The organism is Pelagibacterium sp. (assembly GCF_048264985.1).
Lineage (GTDB): Bacteria > Pseudomonadota > Alphaproteobacteria > Rhizobiales > Devosiaceae > Pelagibacterium.
Genome location: NZ_JBLXCL010000001.1, coordinates 1,803,456 through 1,820,613 on the forward strand (window position 1 = coordinate 1,803,456; position 17,158 = coordinate 1,820,613).

At 55.3% G+C, this 17,158-nt stretch carries 12 protein-coding genes; 5 read left to right on the forward strand and 7 right to left on the reverse strand.

Annotated elements, in window-relative coordinates:
* Positions 1 to 91 precede the first annotated feature (91 nt).
* Positions 92 to 1,570, forward strand: a complete 1,479-nt coding sequence (locus tag ACN0TA_RS08785) for an AMP nucleosidase (RefSeq protein WP_417581832.1) — start codon at positions 92 to 94, stop codon at positions 1,568 to 1,570.
* Between the two features lie 33 nt (positions 1,571 to 1,603).
* Here ACN0TA_RS08785 and ACN0TA_RS08790 read toward each other — a convergent pair whose 3' ends face one another.
* From ACN0TA_RS08790 to aspS, 3 genes are all read right to left on the reverse strand, one after another.
* Positions 1,604 to 3,886, reverse strand: a complete 2,283-nt coding sequence (locus ACN0TA_RS08790; RefSeq protein ID WP_417581834.1) for an NADP-dependent malic enzyme — start codon at positions 3,884 to 3,886, stop codon at positions 1,604 to 1,606.
* A gap of 97 nt (positions 3,887 to 3,983) precedes the next feature.
* Positions 3,984 to 5,573, reverse strand: coding sequence for an EAL domain-containing protein (locus ACN0TA_RS08795; RefSeq protein WP_417581836.1), 1,590 nt, complete (start codon positions 5,571 to 5,573; stop codon positions 3,984 to 3,986).
* Between the two features lie 92 nt (positions 5,574 to 5,665).
* Positions 5,666 to 7,450, reverse strand: coding sequence for an aspartate--tRNA ligase (gene aspS / locus ACN0TA_RS08800; RefSeq protein WP_417581838.1), 1,785 nt, complete (start codon positions 7,448 to 7,450; stop codon positions 5,666 to 5,668).
* 152 nt (positions 7,451 to 7,602) lie between these two features.
* Here aspS and rnd point away from each other — a divergent pair, with 152 nt between their 5' ends.
* The gene (gene rnd, locus ACN0TA_RS08805) at positions 7,603 to 8,763 is read left to right on the forward strand and encodes a ribonuclease D (protein WP_417581840.1); all 1,161 of its coding nucleotides are present in this window, start codon (positions 7,603 to 7,605) and stop codon (positions 8,761 to 8,763) included.
* A gap of 3 nt (positions 8,764 to 8,766) precedes the next feature.
* On the opposite strand, the gene ACN0TA_RS08810 is transcribed toward rnd, so the two are convergent.
* Genes ACN0TA_RS08810 through ACN0TA_RS08825 form a run of 4 tightly spaced genes read right to left on the reverse strand, consistent with a single transcriptional unit; the run spans position 8,767 to position 14,306 of the window.
* Positions 8,767 to 10,308, reverse strand: a complete 1,542-nt coding sequence (locus ACN0TA_RS08810) for a Ppx/GppA family phosphatase (RefSeq protein WP_417581842.1) — start codon at positions 10,306 to 10,308, stop codon at positions 8,767 to 8,769.
* Positions 10,305 to 12,485 carry an RNA degradosome polyphosphate kinase gene (locus ACN0TA_RS08815; RefSeq protein ID WP_417581844.1) on the reverse strand — a complete coding sequence of 727 codons (2,181 nt, stop codon included), beginning with the start codon at positions 12,483 to 12,485 and terminating at the stop codon, positions 10,305 to 10,307. Before ACN0TA_RS08815 ends, ACN0TA_RS08810 begins: the two co-directional genes overlap by 4 nt.
* A 20-nt stretch (positions 12,486 to 12,505) precedes the next feature.
* On the reverse strand, positions 12,506 to 13,153 hold the full coding sequence (locus tag ACN0TA_RS08820) for an HdaA/DnaA family protein (protein ID WP_417581846.1): 648 nt from the start codon (positions 13,151 to 13,153) through the stop codon (positions 12,506 to 12,508).
* A gap of 34 nt (positions 13,154 to 13,187) precedes the next feature.
* Positions 13,188 to 14,306, reverse strand: coding sequence for an AI-2E family transporter (locus ACN0TA_RS08825; protein ID WP_417581848.1), 1,119 nt, complete (start codon positions 14,304 to 14,306; stop codon positions 13,188 to 13,190).
* 127 nt (positions 14,307 to 14,433) lie between these two features.
* Between ACN0TA_RS08825 and purM the strand changes: the two genes are divergently transcribed.
* The 3 genes from purM to ACN0TA_RS08840 all read left to right on the forward strand — a co-directional run bounded on the left by purM (position 14,434) and on the right by ACN0TA_RS08840 (position 17,115).
* The gene (purM, locus tag ACN0TA_RS08830) at positions 14,434 to 15,510 is read left to right on the forward strand and encodes a phosphoribosylformylglycinamidine cyclo-ligase (protein ID WP_417581850.1); all 1,077 of its coding nucleotides are present in this window, start codon (positions 14,434 to 14,436) and stop codon (positions 15,508 to 15,510) included.
* A complete protein-coding gene (gene purN, locus ACN0TA_RS08835) occupies positions 15,507 to 16,100 on the forward strand; it encodes a phosphoribosylglycinamide formyltransferase (RefSeq protein WP_417581852.1) in 594 nt (197 codons plus the stop codon). Before purM ends, purN begins: the two co-directional genes overlap by 4 nt.
* Before the next feature lie 115 nt (positions 16,101 to 16,215).
* Positions 16,216 to 17,115: a DMT family transporter gene (locus ACN0TA_RS08840; RefSeq protein WP_417581854.1), complete on the forward strand. Its 900-nt coding sequence runs from the start codon at positions 16,216 to 16,218 to the stop codon at positions 17,113 to 17,115.
* Positions 17,116 to 17,158: the final 43 nt, after the last annotated feature.

Below are 17,158 nucleotides of genomic sequence, written 5' to 3' on the forward strand. Positions count from 1 at the left end.
TAAAATGCTGCTTGGATGCCAGCCATTGCACAGGACACCCGAAACTGGCATCCCTTGCGGTTAAAACCAAAAACAAGAACAGGAAATGCGCATGAAACTCATCACGCCGCCGACCATGCCCCTCAAGTCGTTCTCCGATCCTGTGAAGGCATGGGAGTATGTCTGCGAAATCTATGATCGCAATACGGGCTTCATACGCGACCACCTGCTCAATCTCACCAAGGGGCAAGTGCCTCCCGGCAAAGTCCGCGCGCACTATCCGAAGGTTCAGGTGCTTTCGACAAGCTTTCAGCAGCAGGCCAATTCGCGGCTCGCCTACGGTTTCTTGCACAGCCCCGGCCTTTATCAAACGACACTGACCCAACCGGCTCTGTTTCATAAATATCTGATCGAAAACTTCTCGCTCATTCTGAAAAATCATGGCGGTAAGATCGAAGTCGGAGAGTCCGAAACACCTATCCCACTCCATTTCGCAGTCGATCCCAAGGAACGCGTGGAGGGGGACACGTTGCTCGACATCGGAGTGCCACTACGGGATCTCTTCGACGTGCCGGACTTGGCACATATGGATGATGAGATTGCCAACGGTACGTTCATTCCACCAACGGGCGGCCCGTACCCTTTGGCAGCGTTCACCGGGCCGCGAGTTGATTATTCGCTACACCGGCTTAATCACTACACCGGCACAATCCCCGATCATTTCCAGAATTTCGTGATCTTTACGAACTATCAGTTCTACATTGAGGAATTCACCCGGTTGGCCCATCAATGGATGAGCGAAGGTCACGAGTTTTATGAGAGCTTTGTCGAACCGGGCAACGTCATCACAACAAACTCAAGGTCAGGTGGGGGAACGAGCGGCGACCAACCGGCGCGCCAACCGCAAATGCCAGCCTACCATCTGACCGCCCCGAACGGGCGCGGAATAACAATGATCAATATCGGCGTCGGGCCTTCAAATGCCAAGACCGCTACCGACCATATCGCTGTGCTCCGTCCTCATGCCTGGCTGATGCTTGGACATTGTGCCGGTCTGCGCAACTCACAATCGCTTGGCGATTATGTGCTCGCCCATGGCTATGTGCGAGAGGATCACGTTCTCGACGATGACCTGCCCGTCACCGTGCCGATCCCTGCCCTCGCCGAAATTCAGGTCGCTTTGCAGGAGGCGGTTGCCGAGGTCACACATCTCGAAGGGCTAGAGACCAAGGCTATAATGCGCACCGGCACAGTATTCACTATCGATAACCGCAATTGGGAATTGCGCGATCAAAGCGAGATAACCCGTCGCCTGTCCCAATCCAGAGCGATCGCACTGGATATGGAAAGCGCGACAATTGCAGCGAACGGCTTCCGATTCAGGGTGCCCTACGGCACCCTGCTCTGCGTGTCTGACAAACCGCTGCATGGCGAACTCAAGCTTCCCGGGATGGCTTCAGATTTCTATCGCACCCAGGTCAACAGACACCTGTTGATTGGTCTCAAGGCAATGGAAATTTTACGCAACCAGCCGGTCGAAAGGCTCCATTCGCGCAAGCTCCGATCATTCGCAGAAACAGCATTCCAATAACAAAAAGGGCGCCATTGGCGCCCTTTAATCCCTCTAGCTCTTGAGCGCCAGGCTCTCATTCGCAGTAATGGCCGCCATGTTGACGATCCCACGACTGGTCACCGACGGTGCCAGAATGTGAGCAGGGCTTCGCGTCCCCATAAGGATCGGCCCCACAGGAAGCGCGTTGTTAAGCTCCTTGAGCAAGGTCATGGAAAGATTCGCGCTTTCCAGGTTTGGGAAGACGAGTAGATTGGCTTCGCCCTTAAGCACCGAGTCCGGAATGTAGCGTTCGCGCAGACTCTGGTTCAGTGCCAGATCGCCTTGCATTTCGCCCTCTACAATAAGATCCGGGGCGACGTGTTTGAGCTTGTCGTAGGCTTCCTTCATTTTGTCCGAAGTAGTGCCTTCGCGCGAACCGAAATTGGAGTAGCTCAGCAATGCCGCCTTGGCCTCAATATTGAACCGCTTGAGGTGATCACGCGCCTGAAGCGCGATAGAAACGATCTCGTCGGCATTTGGGTCCATTGTTACGTAGGTATCGGCCAGGAAGAAGGCCCCACGCGGCATGATCAGCATCGACAATGCGGAAACATCGGCCACACCGTCAGACAGTCCGATAATCGATTTGATATCACGCACGTGCTTGATATAGCGCCCCTGGAGGCCACAAATCAGGCCATCGGCCTCCCCACGTTTGACTGCAAGGGCGCCGATCACCGTTGTATTTGTGCGAACGATCGTCCGCGCTGTATCCGGCGTAACCCCGCTGCGTCCCACGAGCGAATGGAAAAGCGACACATATTCCTTGTATCGTGGATCATCCTCGGGGTTGATGATCTCGAAATCCTTGCCTGGCGTAAGCTGCAGGCCAAAGCGTTCGATGCGCTGTTCGATAACAAACGGTCGACCGATAAGGATTGGCTGCGCAATACCTTCTTCAAGAACCACTTGGGTGGCACGCAATACGCGTTCGTCTTCGCCATCGGCGAAAGCAATTCGCTGCCCGGCGCCTTTAGCCCGCTCGATCATCGGCTTCATCACCATGCCGGAGCGGAAAACGAACCTGTTGAGGCTATCTTTGTAAGCACTGAAATCAGTGATCGGGCGACGAGCAACGCCGGAATCCATCGCCGCCTTCGCCACTGCAGGCGCGATGCGAAGGATCAGTCGCTGATCGAACGGGTTGGGAATAAGATAGTCCCTGCCGAACGTCGAGGGCGAACCAGGGACCGATTCCAGCACCGGTTCGTGCGCCAGTTTTGCTATCGCGTGGGCGGCGGCCGATTTCATTTCTTCATTGATTGTGGTTGCGCCGACATCCAGCGCGCCACGGAAAATGAATGGAAAGCACAGGACGTTGTTGACCTGATTGGCGTAGTCGGACCGGCCCGTACAGATCATGGCGTCTGGACGCTCTTCCTGAGCTATTTCAGGCATGATCTCGGGAACAGGATTTGACAGGGCCAGGATGAGCGGATTTTCCGCCATATCCTTGAGCATCTCGCGCTTCAACGCACCAGCTGCAGAAAGCCCGAGAAAGATGTCGGCACCTTGCATAACTTCCGCCAGCGAAGTCTTGTCGCTGTCCTGAGCGAACGCGCCGCGCCAGCGATCGACTGAATTGTCGCGCTGTGTCGTTACGAGCCCTTCGCGATCAGCGACCCAGATGTTCTCGCGGTTGGCGCCGACGGCAATGAGCATGTTGAGGCACGCAATGGCCGCCGCCCCCGCCCCGGAAGTACAGATCTTTGCCTTGGATATATCCTTGCCGGCAATCTTGAGGCCATTAAGAACCGCCGCCGCAACGATAATCGCTGTGCCGTGCTGATCATCATGGAACACTGGGATCGACATGCGCTCACGCAGAGCTTCTTCAATCTCGAAGCAATCGGGAGCCTTGATGTCCTCAAGATTGATGCCACCGAACGAGGGCCACATCGGCGCAACCGTCTCGATGAATTTCTTGGGGTCCTGTTCATCAATTTCGATATCGATTGAATCGATGCCGGCAAATTTCTTGAACAGAACAGCCTTGCCTTCCATCACCGGCTTTGATGCAAGAGCACCAATGTTGCCAAGGCCGAGAACCGCTGTACCGTTAGATATCACCGCGACCAGATTGCCGCGCGACGTGTAGAGCGCTGCCGTTTCAGGGTCGGCGGCAATTTCTTCACAAGGCGCGGCCACGCCTGGCGAATAGGCAAGCGCAAGATCGCGTTGATTTGCCAAAGGCTTGATCGGAGCAATTTCGATCTTGCCCGGCTTTGGATATCGATGGAAATGCAGTGCAGCTTCTTTAAGTGCCTTCTGCGGATCGCGCGGTTCTTCCGTCATGCCGTCTCCTCGGATTAGCGGCGAGATACGTGCCACCAATCGCGACAAAATGGAAGGCTTGCCGAACTATCTTTTCAGCTCGCGAGACATTAACGGCTCAAGCCGCCATGCCAGCCTCAAGATTGCTTTCCCGCCCTATCGGGCGCAATGCGTTGGCAAGCACGAGAAATGATGAGAGTTTCATAGGCGGTGCAAAGAGGTATCCTTGAGCAAAGACCACATTCTTGGAGCGCAGATAAAGCGCTTGTTCCTGAGTCTCAACGCCTTCGGCGATGATCTCGATATCAAGTTCCCTGGCCATTGAAATAAGGCCATCGACCACCGGCACCGGATTGGTAGCGTCCTTGATCATATCGACGAAAATCTTGTCGATCTTGATGATGTCGATACCAAGCGTCTGCAGATACGCAAGATTGGAATGGCCGGTCCCGGCGTCGTCCATGGCAATACGGACGCCCAGCTTGTGCATCGCGGTCATCACCCGGTTTGCAGCATTACGGTCATCCAGGGGCCGACGCTCAGTAATTTCAAAGACCAAATGTCGATAAGAAATGCCGCTACCCTCAAAAACGGTCTGGATGTCTTCGACGATCGATCCATCCCGGAAATGGCCCTCAAACAAATTGATGGACACCTTGAAGTCGGGCACTTCCCTGCAAATATCTTCGAGGTCGTGTCGCACCTGCTCCATCAGGCTAAGCGTCATTGGAATGGCAAGGCCCGACATTTCCGCGTAATCAATGAATGCGCCTGGCGGAATGACCTCGCCGTTTTTCTTCACCCATCGTATGAGAACCTCGCATCCAATAAGCTTGCCGGTCTTGAGATTCATGACAGGCTGATAGTAGGGCTTCATCTCGCCGGCGATGATGGCCCGCTCGAGATCAAAAGCTACCACATCGGCCTTGCGAGCATACTGCAGTGCTAGGACCAGGATCAATGCTCCTAAAAAACACGCGACGACGGTAAAACCAATGTCGAGCGGTGAGTAGCCGGAGCGAACTTCGGCAAATGATATCCCAGCCTCGGCTTTAAGCGGAATTTCACCGGCGAAAGATCGCGCAAAGAGATATTCGTTTCGATTGGCCCCTTGTCCGATCCGTTCATCGCCACGCAACAGGATCGACGTGCCACTGGTCAATGCGACCTGTAAATAGCTTATCTGACCAAGGAGTGGGACATCGTTGCGCATAAGCATTGGGGAAGCCAGCACCAGCGCCGAAACCGAACGTTCCTGACCAAACGCCTGACTGATCTTGAGTAAGGGCGTCTCACTTCCCTCTATTTTAACAACGCTCAGCGTCTCTGTATGACCCGGAACCGTAAGGCTCTCGGACAGCACCCTGTAACGGACAGGCTGACCGAATGCCGAACAATACTGCACACCGTCATTGTTCTCTACGATCAACTGTCGAAGAAATGGATTAGTCCCAAGCTCACTATTGACGTTCTGGACGAATGTTGCTGCGCACAGTGACGGACTATTGGCAAGAATACGCCTTAGCGACTGAATCCCTTCATAAACGGTCAATTGGGAATCGTGGGTAATCGCATCAACTGTTGTCTGTAATGCGGTCGTTTCGCGCGCCATGACGTAGCCGTCGATCACATAATCGACCGCCAGTACTGGCAGAAATGCCAGCAGTGCAACGACAAGAAGCACAATTTGTGAAAAACGCGACCGCAAAAAAATGCCCGGAAGTATCGAACCCTTGAATTCGATCCTACCGGGCAACACTTTAACTGCGCATTAAATAGGGCGGGCTTGCGCCGATATCGTCAGGCGTTCTTTTTGTCAGCAGGCAGATTGAGACGCAAATGAAGCTCGCGCAGCTGACGTGGAGATGCCTCATTGGGCGCGCCCATCAGCAAATCTTCTGCCTGCTGGTTCATCGGAAACAACGTGATTTCACGAAGGTTTTGGACGCCGCACAGTAGCATTACGACACGGTCGATGCCTGCTGCCATGCCACCATGCGGAGGCGCGCCGTACTGGAAGGCACGATATAGTCCACCGAAACGGTCCTCAACATCCTGGCGCGAAAGCCCGACCTTCTCAAAGGCGGCAATCATGGTTTCAGGCTCCTGATTACGAATCGAGCCCGATGCGATTTCGAAGCCGTTACACACGGCGTCATACTGATACGCCTTGATTGAGAGGGGATCATCGCCGTCAAGCGCATCGCGCCCACCCTGCGGCATCGAAAACGGATTATGCGCAAACTCAAGCTTCTTTTCATCTTCGTCCCACTCATAGAATGGAAAGTCGACGATCCAACAAAGGGCATAGCTATCAAGGTCGAGCAGTTCGAGATCGGTGCCGACTTTCGTGCGCGCAGCCCCGGCGAAGTTGTGGAACTTGGCGGGCACACCGCAAACAAAGAACACAGCATCGCCGTCTTTAAGACCGAGCTGGCTGCGAATGGCGGAAGTGCGTTCCTCACCGATATTTTTGGCGATAGGTCCCGAACCTGCATCATCCTTGAAAAAGATGTAGCCCAACCCTGGCTGGCCTTCGCCCTGGGCCCAAGCGTTCATGCGATCACAAAACGCGCGCGAGCCGCCGGTAGGCGCCGGAATTGCCCAAACCTCTACCTTTGGATCGCCTGCGATCTGATTGGCGAAGACCTTAAAGCCGGAATCGCGGAAGTGCTCGGTGACATCTTCCATCTCAATCGGATTGCGAAGGTCTGGCTTGTCGGACCCGTATTTGCGGATCGCTACATCATAAGGAATACGCGGGAAGTCCTTCGTAACCTTCTTGCCCTCAGCAAATTCTTCGAACACGCCACGGATGACAGGTTCCATGGTCTCCCAGACCTCTTCCTGGGTGACAAAGCTCATTTCAACATCAAGCTGGTAGAACTCGCCAGGCAGTCGGTCAGCGCGCGGATCTTCATCCCGGAAGCACGGTGCAATCTGGAAATAGCGGTCGAAACCGGCCACCATTAGCAATTGCTTATACTGCTGCGGCGCTTGCGGCAGAGCAAAGAACTGGCCAGGGTGAATGCGGCTGGGGACAAGAAAGTCGCGCGCGCCTTCTGGCGACGACGCCGTCAGGATAGGCGTTGAATACTCGTTGAAGCCAATGTCGGACATACGCCGGCGCATCGAAGAAATGATGTTCGTCCGCTTCACGATATTTGCGTGTAGCGTCTCGCGGCGCAAATCGATAAAGCGATAGCGAAGGCGGATATCCTCTGGGTATTCAGGTTCGCCAAACACCGGCAGTGGCAGTTCTGCCGACTTGCTCAAAACCTCGATATCGCGAATGAAAACCTCGACCTCACCCGTCGGCAGGTTTTTGTTGGTCGTTTCGGGCGTACGAGCCTTAACCTCACCATCCACGCGAATAACCCACTCGGCACGTACCGATTCAGCAAGTTTGAAAGCCGGAGAGTCTGGATCGACCACGCATTGGGTAAGCCCATAATGGTCGCGCAGATCGATAAACAATAGCCCTCCGTGATCTCGAATACGATGCACCCATCCGGACAGTCGGGCGGTCGAGCCAACATCTGCCTTATTAAGCTGGGCGCAGGTGTGCGAACGATAGCGATGCATCACAACAAGTCTTTCGAGAACGGAGTGGGAATTTTGGCGGAAAAGCGCATGGGACGTGTTCAATGTCAAGCATGATGCGCCATGGCGCTTTGCGGCGGGACAACAATGCTGATAACAGACATCTCATTATTATTGAACTGGATAGCGACTCAATGCAGGTCATTACTTCGACGCGGGCGCTGGAAGCGTTCTGCAAGGACGCTGCGACCTATGATTTCGTAACCGTCGATACCGAATTTCTGCGCGAAACAACATACTGGCCAAAGCTCTGCCTCATTCAGGCGGCAACCCCTGACAGAGCGGTGATAGTTGACCCCTTGGCTGATGACATAGATCTCGCGTCGTTTGCAGCACTTCTTGCTGACCGGCACGTTACGAAGGTCTTTCACGCAGCCAGGCAAGACATCGAGATCTTTGTCAAATTGTTCGGCAGCGTTCCCCACCCCATCTTCGACACTCAGGTCGCGGCGAGCGTTTGCGGCCACGGCGATTCGGTGTCCTACGATAATCTCGTCCGTTCGGTGGTGGGCGAGCAAATCGACAAAAGTTCGCGCTTTACCGATTGGTCGCATCGCCCGCTGTCCGAAAAGCAACTCAACTACGCGTTGGCGGACGTTACCCACCTTCGTGACATCTATGCTCAGCTGCGTGGCGAAATCGAGAAAACTCGCCGTGGCGCCTGGGTAGCTGACGAAATGGCCGTTCTGGAAAGTGTCGACACGTACGTCGTCCAGCCCGATGTCGCATGGAAGCGCGTGAAGGCGAGGGTCAACAAACCCCGAGACCTCGCTGCACTTCAGGCTATAGCCGCCTGGCGTGAAAGCCGCGCACAGGAAAACAATCAGCCACGCGGTAGAATCCTCAAGGATGACGCTATTGCCGAATTGGCCATCCAGCGCCCCACGACGCCGGATGCCTTTGAAAAGCTGCGCGCAGTGCCGCGTGGCTATGGTCGCTCGTCAGCAGCAGGCGAGTTGATTTCCATAATCAAGGCCGTCGAAGCAGCCGACAAGTCTACCCTGCCCAAGATTGCGGAGCGCCCCCGAGGGCCATCGCCCAAGGGCGCAGTTGGTGATCTGCTTCGAGTGTGGCTTAAGGCTGTCGCAGACACGAACGGGGTTGCAACCCGCATTATCGCCAGTTCCGACGACATCGATGCCATAGTGCTCGATGACAATGCAGACGTCGCTGCCCTGAAAGGCTGGCGCCGTAAACTGTTCGGCGAAAAAGCCCTGGCCATCAAGCACGGTCGCATGGCGCTGGCCGCCACGCGAAAAGGCGTTATCGAAGTGCCCGTGGAGCTAGAAGAATAAGGGTCAATCGACCCTTATCGTACCATCCTTGAAACCAGCTTCCGTCGCCAATTGACGTTGGCGGCCGCGCATTCGATCGCCGTCGAGAAATGCGAGATCGGTCGGCAGATGCAGTTCCAACGTCTTGCCATTCACGGCAAAACGCGTCCGCGGCAAGATGCCTGGCATTGCCGCCGCTAACGGATATGCAACGCGAAAATAAGCCGCAATCAAGCGTGCTCGCGGACCGAGATTTTTGCCTGCGAGCTCGAGGAGTTTGGCATTTGCGCTCTTTTGCTTAAAGCCCATATACCTGAAGGCCAGGGTCTGGGCCAAAAAAGCCCTGCCAGAATGACTGATCCCAACGATGTCGGAAAACGCAACCATCTGAATGCTTTGTTCACCGCGGTAGTCCGGATGCGCCCGCCAGCCAATGTCCGAGATGTAGCACGCTGCCTTTCGCAATCGCGCTTCATCATCGGTTTCATCGACATCGATCAGCTTGAAGAGTTTGGCGCTGCCAACAACCAGATCATCCGAGAATTCAGGCGCACGCGACCGCAATGTCGACATTTCTTCGGTCGCCTGCAGGAGCGGATCGATCTGTTTGTCGTCATCGGAGAGCCGGTCATAGAGATAGCCTTCCCGGACTCCTTGAGCGGAAAAAACGACTTCTTCAAATGCGCCGGCACGCAGCACCTCAGCCAGCACTGCAGCGCCGTACGGCAATAGGTCTTTGCGCGAACCCGACACCGTTTCGATGCCTTTTACCAGCTTCTTGTCGCCGTTGCCTTCAATCAGTGCATCGCACAACGGCAGAATATCTTCGCTACGAACAACGTAGTCTTGCACCATATGCAAAGGATAATTGCATCGAGACTGATGCAGCTTGGCCAGGGCACGCCAGGTCCCGCCGACAGCGGCAAATGATCTGTGCTTGCCGCGATCAAGCAACTTTGAGGCCTTTAGACGATCGGCGATTATGCTGGACGCCTTGTTTGGCGTCATCTGTGTGTCATCCTGAAGTCGAATTACGCCCAGTTCGTGTGTTTCCCCACCGGTATCATGGCCGCCATCGACCATCGCCAACTCCAGGCTACCGCCGCCCAGGTCGCCAACTACCCCCATAAATTCGGGCATACCGGAGACCAGTCCAAGCGCCGCATAGTGCGCCTCCTCGGCACCACTGAGGACACGCACAGGCACTCCGATGATGTCTTCCACCGCGCGCGCAAACTCGGGTCCGTTTTCGGCCTCCCGTGTGGCGGAGGTTGCGATAGCGTATATATCGCCCACCTCTGTTAAGCGGCAGACCAGCGCAAAGCGCCGGATTGCCTTAAGCGCGCTGGCCATCGACGTCTCAGCGAGCCGCCCGGTAGCGGCGACCCCTCGCCCAAGTGTGCTTGCAGACTTCTCGTTGTAGAGAACGGTCAGGGCGCGCGTTAGCCGTTCATAGACGACGAGCCGTACAGAGTTCGAGCCAATGTCGAGCACCGCTACAGGCTTGGCGCCTGCAAGGCGCCCCTGCCCCGCCGGATCGGATTCAAGGCTCCAGAATCGAATCAAAGATCATTATCCTCGTCATCACTATCCCCATGCAGAGCGCTACCGCGCCCTGACAAAGACGGATTGGTCATAAAGTAATCGTGGGCGTTGAAAGCCTCTTCGCCATCGGCAGGCACCACACGCTGTGCAGTCCCGTCTGGTAGAACTTCCCAGCTTTGCTGGTTGTCCCTAAGGTTGGCCACCATGATGCGGTCGAGTATTTGCCTGTGTACCGTACGGTTCTTGATCGGAACCAGGGTTTCAACACGCCAGTCCAAATTGCGCGGCATCAAATCGGCAGAAGAAATGTAGATCGCCGCTTCGCGAGACGGCATCTCGCCGCCATTGCCAAAGCAGTAGATCCTGGAATGCTCAAGAAACCGTCCGACGATGGATTTAACGCGGATATTCTCCGAAAAACCTGGAATTCCCGGGCGCAAGCAGCAGATACCACGCACAATCAATTCGACACGAACACCGGCCTGACTGGCTGCATACAGAGCATCGATAAGTTCAGGATCAACCAGCGCGTTGCACTTAAACCAGATCGCTGCCGGCTCGCCCCGCTGGGCAAACGCGATCTCGGTGGCAATATGTTCAAGCAATTTAGCGCGCAGCGAAAACGGCGAGATCGATATTGCTTCCAACTCACTCGGTCGGGCATAGCCGGTGATGAAATTGAACACCCTAGCCACGTCACGCGTGATGATCGGATCCGCTGTGAAATATGAGAGATCGGTATAGATCTTGGCGGTAACTGGATGGTAGTTGCCCGTTCCCACATGGCAGTAAGAAACCAGCTTTCCCTTCTCGCGCCGCACGACCTGACTGAGCTTGGCATGAGTTTTTAGCTCAATGAACCCGAAAACGACCTGAACACCGGCGCGTTCAAGATCCCTGGCCCAACGTATGTTTGCTTCTTCATCGAAGCGTGCCTTGAGCTCGACGAGCGCCGTTACCGACTTGCCCATTTCCGCAGCGGCGATAAGCGCTTTGACGATCGGAGAATCCTTGGACGTACGGTAAAGTGTCTGTTTGATTGCAACAACGTCAGGATCGCGTGCTGCCTGCGCAACGAACTGCGCGACGACGTCAAAGCTCTCATAAGGATGATGGACAACAATGTCCTTCTCCTGAATCGCAGCAAAACAATCACCGTGATGATCGCGAATGCGCTCTGGAAACCTTGCATGATAACGCGGAAATTTCAGCTCCGGGCGATCAAGATCGCAGATCTTGCCAGCATCGGCCAAGGCCATAAAGCCGTCGACCTCGAATGTATCCTCAGCCGAAATCCCCAATTCCTCGGCTATCAGCCGTTTCAGAGACCGCGGCATGGAACGTTCGATTTCCAGCCGGATAACCTGCCCTCTACGGCGTTGCCGCAGGGCGGATTCAAACTCGACTACTAGATCGGCCGCCTCATCATCGATTTCGATTTCGCTGTCACGGACAATGCGGAACGAGCCGTGTCCGACAATATTATATCCGGGGAAAATTTTGTGGAAGAATAGCTGAACCATCGTCTCGACAGTCACCATTTCCACGCGGCGATCCGAAATCGCCTTGGTCGGCAGCTTGATAAAGCGGTCAACATTGGAAGGAATACGGACCAGCGCCGTCAGACGTGAACTATCGGTCGCTCGATCCAGTTGGAACGCAAGGGAGAAACCCAGATTGGGTATGAATGGAAACGGGTGCGCCGGATCGATTGCGATCGGCGTAAGGACGGGGAAAATCTCTTCCCGGAAGATCTTCTGTAGAAACTCGACCTGCTCAGGTGTCAGGTCAGATGCTTCCAGCAAAACGATATTCTGGCGGAAAAGCTCATCGCGTATCGATTGCCACTGATCCTGCTGCTCAAGGTGGAGGTGCTGCGCAAGCGTCGTGATCTCTTCAATCTGCTCACTCGGTGTCATGCCGTCTGCGCTCTCGCGCGGTAGTCCGGCACGCAGCTGCCCTTTAAGGCCCGCAACGCGCACCATGAAGAACTCATCGAGGTTGTTGGCCGAAATCGAAACGAATCGCAGTCTTTCCAGCAATGGATGATTGGGGTTGGCAGCTTCCTCGAGCACGCGCATGTTGAACTGCAGCCAGCTCACTTCACGATTTACAAACCGAGCAGGACTCGTCCGCAACGCGTCGATATCAGGCGCAGCTTCGTCGCTTGCGTGCTGCTCATATGCCATGTCGTCCATTTTTCATCATTCCAGTTCGGCTAGCGTTCAGAGCGAATTTCAAGCGCTTCGGCCGCAATGGCCCGCGTAATCGCCCGTCCACGTGACAGCGACATTCTGTCGAGCAGTTCAACCAGAGCGACAACCTCTTCTGACGACCGTTCCATACGGCTCACCAGATAGGAGATTACTTTCGGATCAACCGACAACTGCCTATCGGTGAACAATTTCACGAACATCTGCGACAACAAGATGTCATCCGGCGCAGTGAGAGAAAAGAGGGCGGCCAACCTCGCTCGTGATTTAACGTCATTGGTTATGTACGGCCATTCCGCGATCGGCACTCTTGCCGTCAATAGTATCGGGCGTTCATCGCGCATCGACTGGTTCAGGAGATGGAATAGATCTGATTCCAAATATCCGTCCCGGTCGACGTCGTCCACCAAGACCGGCTGTTTGCCACCATGTGTCGCAAGCTCTTCGGCGGTCTTAGTCGTGGCGGCGACAGCCCCGGCCCTTTGAGCCCATATCCGAGCAAGATGCGACTTCCCAGACTTTGCGGCGCCAACGAGCACCGTGGCAGGCGATGCCCAGGAGGGAAACGCCATCACATGGGCAAACGCCAACTCGTTGCCGGCGCAGACCATGAAATCGTCCTCGGACTGAGCAACATCATGCCCGAGCTCCAAAATCAGCTGTTCTCTTGGGTGCCGTGACACGGAGCTATGACCGTTCTTTAGGGCTTCCATCAGCGCCAGCCTCTCGCTGAGCAATCAATATTGGGCTTTCGGCCTCATAGAGTGGACTTTGCTTGTACTTACGAACAGCCCACCGCACGAGAACGCCACAGATGGCCGCTAGAGGCACGGCGATCAAGACCCCCAATGCGCCAAACAATACGGCGAATGCAAACAGGGAGAACATCAGCCAAACAGGATGAACGCCGATGCTGGACCCTACAAGCTTTGGATAAAGTATATTGCCCTCAAGAAACTGGCCAACGAGGTATATCACGAGGATAGCCACCATCATTCCCCAGTCCGGCCAGAACTGAAAAAGCGCCACTCCCATTGACAGTACGAAGCCAATCAGCGCCCCGACATATGGAATGAAGCTGAACAGTCCAGCCATCAGTCCGATGGCCAAACCGAAATTCAGCCCTGCGAGAGACAAGCTCACAGCATAAAATACAGCCAGGATTCCAACGACCGCGCCCTGACCGCGCACAAAACCGGCAAGCGCTACATCCATGTCCTTAAACAGCTCGTGCATCTCAGCGCGATGTGCCGGCGGAAACAGGCTGTCTACACTCGCGACCATACGATCCCAGTCGAGAAGCAGATAAAAAGCGACGACGGGCGTGACGATCATGATGCCGATTGTGTTGAGGATGCCCATCGATTGCTGCATCACTTGCCCGGTAAAGCCCGTAAGCATACCGATGCCATCGGCAAACATCTGTTCGATTCCACGTTCAAGCTCCAGCATCCGCTCCGGCCCGAGCCATTGTTCGAGCCTTGGAAGCATATTCTCGACAAAGACCTGTAACTGCTGAACATAGGTAGGAATGTTGCGCGCCAAGCCGAACGCCTGCTGCAACATGAGCGGCACGATCAGCAAAAACACCGCTAGCACAGCCAGCATGGCCAGCGACATAACGATCAGGGTCGCAAGGCCACGGTGCACTTTTCGGGCTTGAATCCAATCGACGAATGGATTGAGCAGATAAGCCAAGGTGATGCCGAGAACGAACGGCAACAGGATGCCCCTGAAGACCCACATCAGCACGCCCAATACGACAAACAGTGCGATCCAGAACGTAATCTGGTTCCTAAGAGACATGGCAGTCCTTGCGTGTAGCGTTGTGAGCCGGTATCAGCCTTTCGAAATATAGAGGCCAACCGGCCCGATCAACGTTAATCTGACGTCGCCTCACATTAGGGCGACTCTCCGGGGATGGCGTATTCATATGTCCAACGATGCAAATCTGCCCTCGAATGGCCTTTCGTACAAGCAAGCCGGAGTCGATATTGACGCCGGAAATGCTCTGGTTGAGGCCATAAAGCCGGCTGTCAAATCGACTCGTCGCTCCGGTGCAGATGGAGAGATCGGGGGGTTCGGCGGGCTGTTCGACCTCAGGGCTGCCGGATTTTCAGATCCCGTGCTTGTCGCAGCCAATGATGGCGTAGGCACAAAATTGAGGATCGCCATCGAAGCGGGTATCCACGATACCGTGGGCATCGATCTCGTTGCCATGTGCGTCAACGACCTTGTGGTTCAGGGCGCAGAGCCGCTGTTTTTCCTCGATTACTTCGCTACTGGAGCTCTAGATGTCGCGCAGGGCACGGCGATCGTCGAAGGTATTGCCGAAGGCTGCCGACAGGCTGGATGCGCATTGATCGGGGGCGAAACCGCCGAGATGCCAGGCATGTATCATGGCGGCGATTACGACCTTGCCGGATTTGCGGTTGGCGCAGCGGAACGTGGCACGCTCCTGCCACGCAAGGGCATCGGTCCTGGTGACAAGCTGGTCGCCATAGCCTCTTCGGGTGTTCATTCCAACGGCTATTCGCTGGTGCGCAAAATCGTTGCCATGTCTGGTCTCGGATGGACTGACCCCGCACCCTTCGCACCGGAAACCACCTTGGGTGCCGCGTTGCTGACACCCACCAAGATCTACGTCAAACCGTTGCTCGATGCCATCAAGTCCGGCCACAACATCAAGGCGCTTGCTCACATCACTGGCGGAGGCTTTCAAGAGAACATCCCCCGCGTACTGCCCTCTACGCTGGCGGCCCGTGTGGATCTTGATGCGGTGTCGGCGCCCAAAGTGTTCGGCTGGCTGGCAAAGCAGGGCGGCATCGCAGAGCGCGAAATGCTCCGGACGTTCAACTGCGGCGTTGGTATGCTGGTTGCGGTGGATGCACAGGATGCCGATTCTTTGATTGCCAAACTCGAGAGCCATGGGGAAGCCGCAAACGTCATCGGCGAACTGATCGAGCGCAGCGGCGATGCAGTCGAGTTTAGTGGCGCCCTCTCACTATGACTCGCAAAAAGCGTGTTGCGGTGCTGATTTCCGGTCGTGGTTCGAACATGACGGCATTGATCAAGGCTGCCAAAGCCGCTGACTATCCCGCCGAGATCGTAGGGGTTTTTTCCAATCGCGCGGCGGCGGCAGGGCTTGGAACGGCCAGCGCCGATGGTATTCAGACGGCAAGTCTCGCACAAAGCAGCTTCGATAGTCGCCTCGACTTCGAGAATGCATTGACGAAAATTCTCGAAAACTGGGCTGTGGATTTCATCTGCCTTGCCGGCTTCATGAGAATCCTGACACCGCAATTTACTGAACGCTGGCTTGGCAGAGCCATTAACATCCATCCCTCGCTGCTGCCGGCCTACAAGGGCCTTGATACTCATGCGCGGGCAATAGCAGATGGCGTATCGGAAGCCGGCTGTACTGTTCATTTTGTGACACCAGGTCTTGATGAGGGCCCGGCCATTGCCCAAGCCCGAGTTCCCGTCCGCCCGGACGACACTGCTGAATCTCTTGCCGCGCGTATCCTGATAGAAGAGCACAAACTCTACCCAAAGGCGCTGGAAATGCTGGCGTCGGGCCAGATCACCTATAACGGGTAGTGTCAAAAACGGGTCGCTGACATCACCCGATTTGATATGCGTCATTTCTAGAACTGCTTCGACAACACGCCAGCAAAGGCGTAGCGTCCACAACCCGACTCATGGGCATAAAATCATGGCAACGCGCGACTGGTTCTGGATTCTCCTCCTCGGCGGAATCTGGGGTTTTTCCTTTATTTTCAATGCAATCCTTATCCGAGAACTGGGACCGTTATGGGTTTCGGCGCTGCGAGTCTGCATCGGCGCGCTGGGATGCTGGGTGGCCTTATTCGTGATGCGCAAGCAATTGCCGCGCGATCCCATGCTTTGGATAAAGCTGGGCATGCTTGGATGGTTGGCCTACTCAATCCCGTTTGCCCTTTATCCATTGGCTCAGGGCAGTCTTGCCAGCGGCGTCGCCGCCATCATCAACGCGCTTACGCCGATAATGACAGTGATTATTTCACTTTTTTTCCGGGACGGAGAGCGGGCAAGCACCCTCAAGTTCGTGGGCGTCATCTGCGGATTTACTGGCGTGGCAATCTTGGCTTCGCCCGCGCTGGCCGAGGGCGGAAACTCCCAATTGTGGGCCATTGCCGCATGCTTGGGCGCAACCGTCTGCTACGCATTGTCACTCAACATAACGCGCAGCTTCAAGTCGGTCGAGCCGACAGCATTCGCGGTCATTGCAATGTCAGGGGCGGGCCTCAGTTCCGCTGTGATTGCAATTTTCTTTGAAGGCGCGCCCACTATTACACTTCCCGAAACTTGGCTCGCAGCCTTGGGCATAGGATTGGTGGCCACGACATTCACCTTCATCATCATGTACCGCATCCTCCCCCGGATCGGCGCTACAAATTTCTCTACAGTCACCTTCATAGCACCGGTGTCTGCGATCATATTCGGGTTCGTGCTGCTCGGGGAAATCATTTTGCCCACACACCTTCTCGGCATGCTGGCCATCTTCATCGGACTCTTGATGATCGATGGCCGCTTGCCAAGGTGGATCGGCATGCGCTCGCGCTCCGCCGGCTAACTCCGAATCGGTTGAACAGGGTCGCCAGGGTTGGGCGGAATTT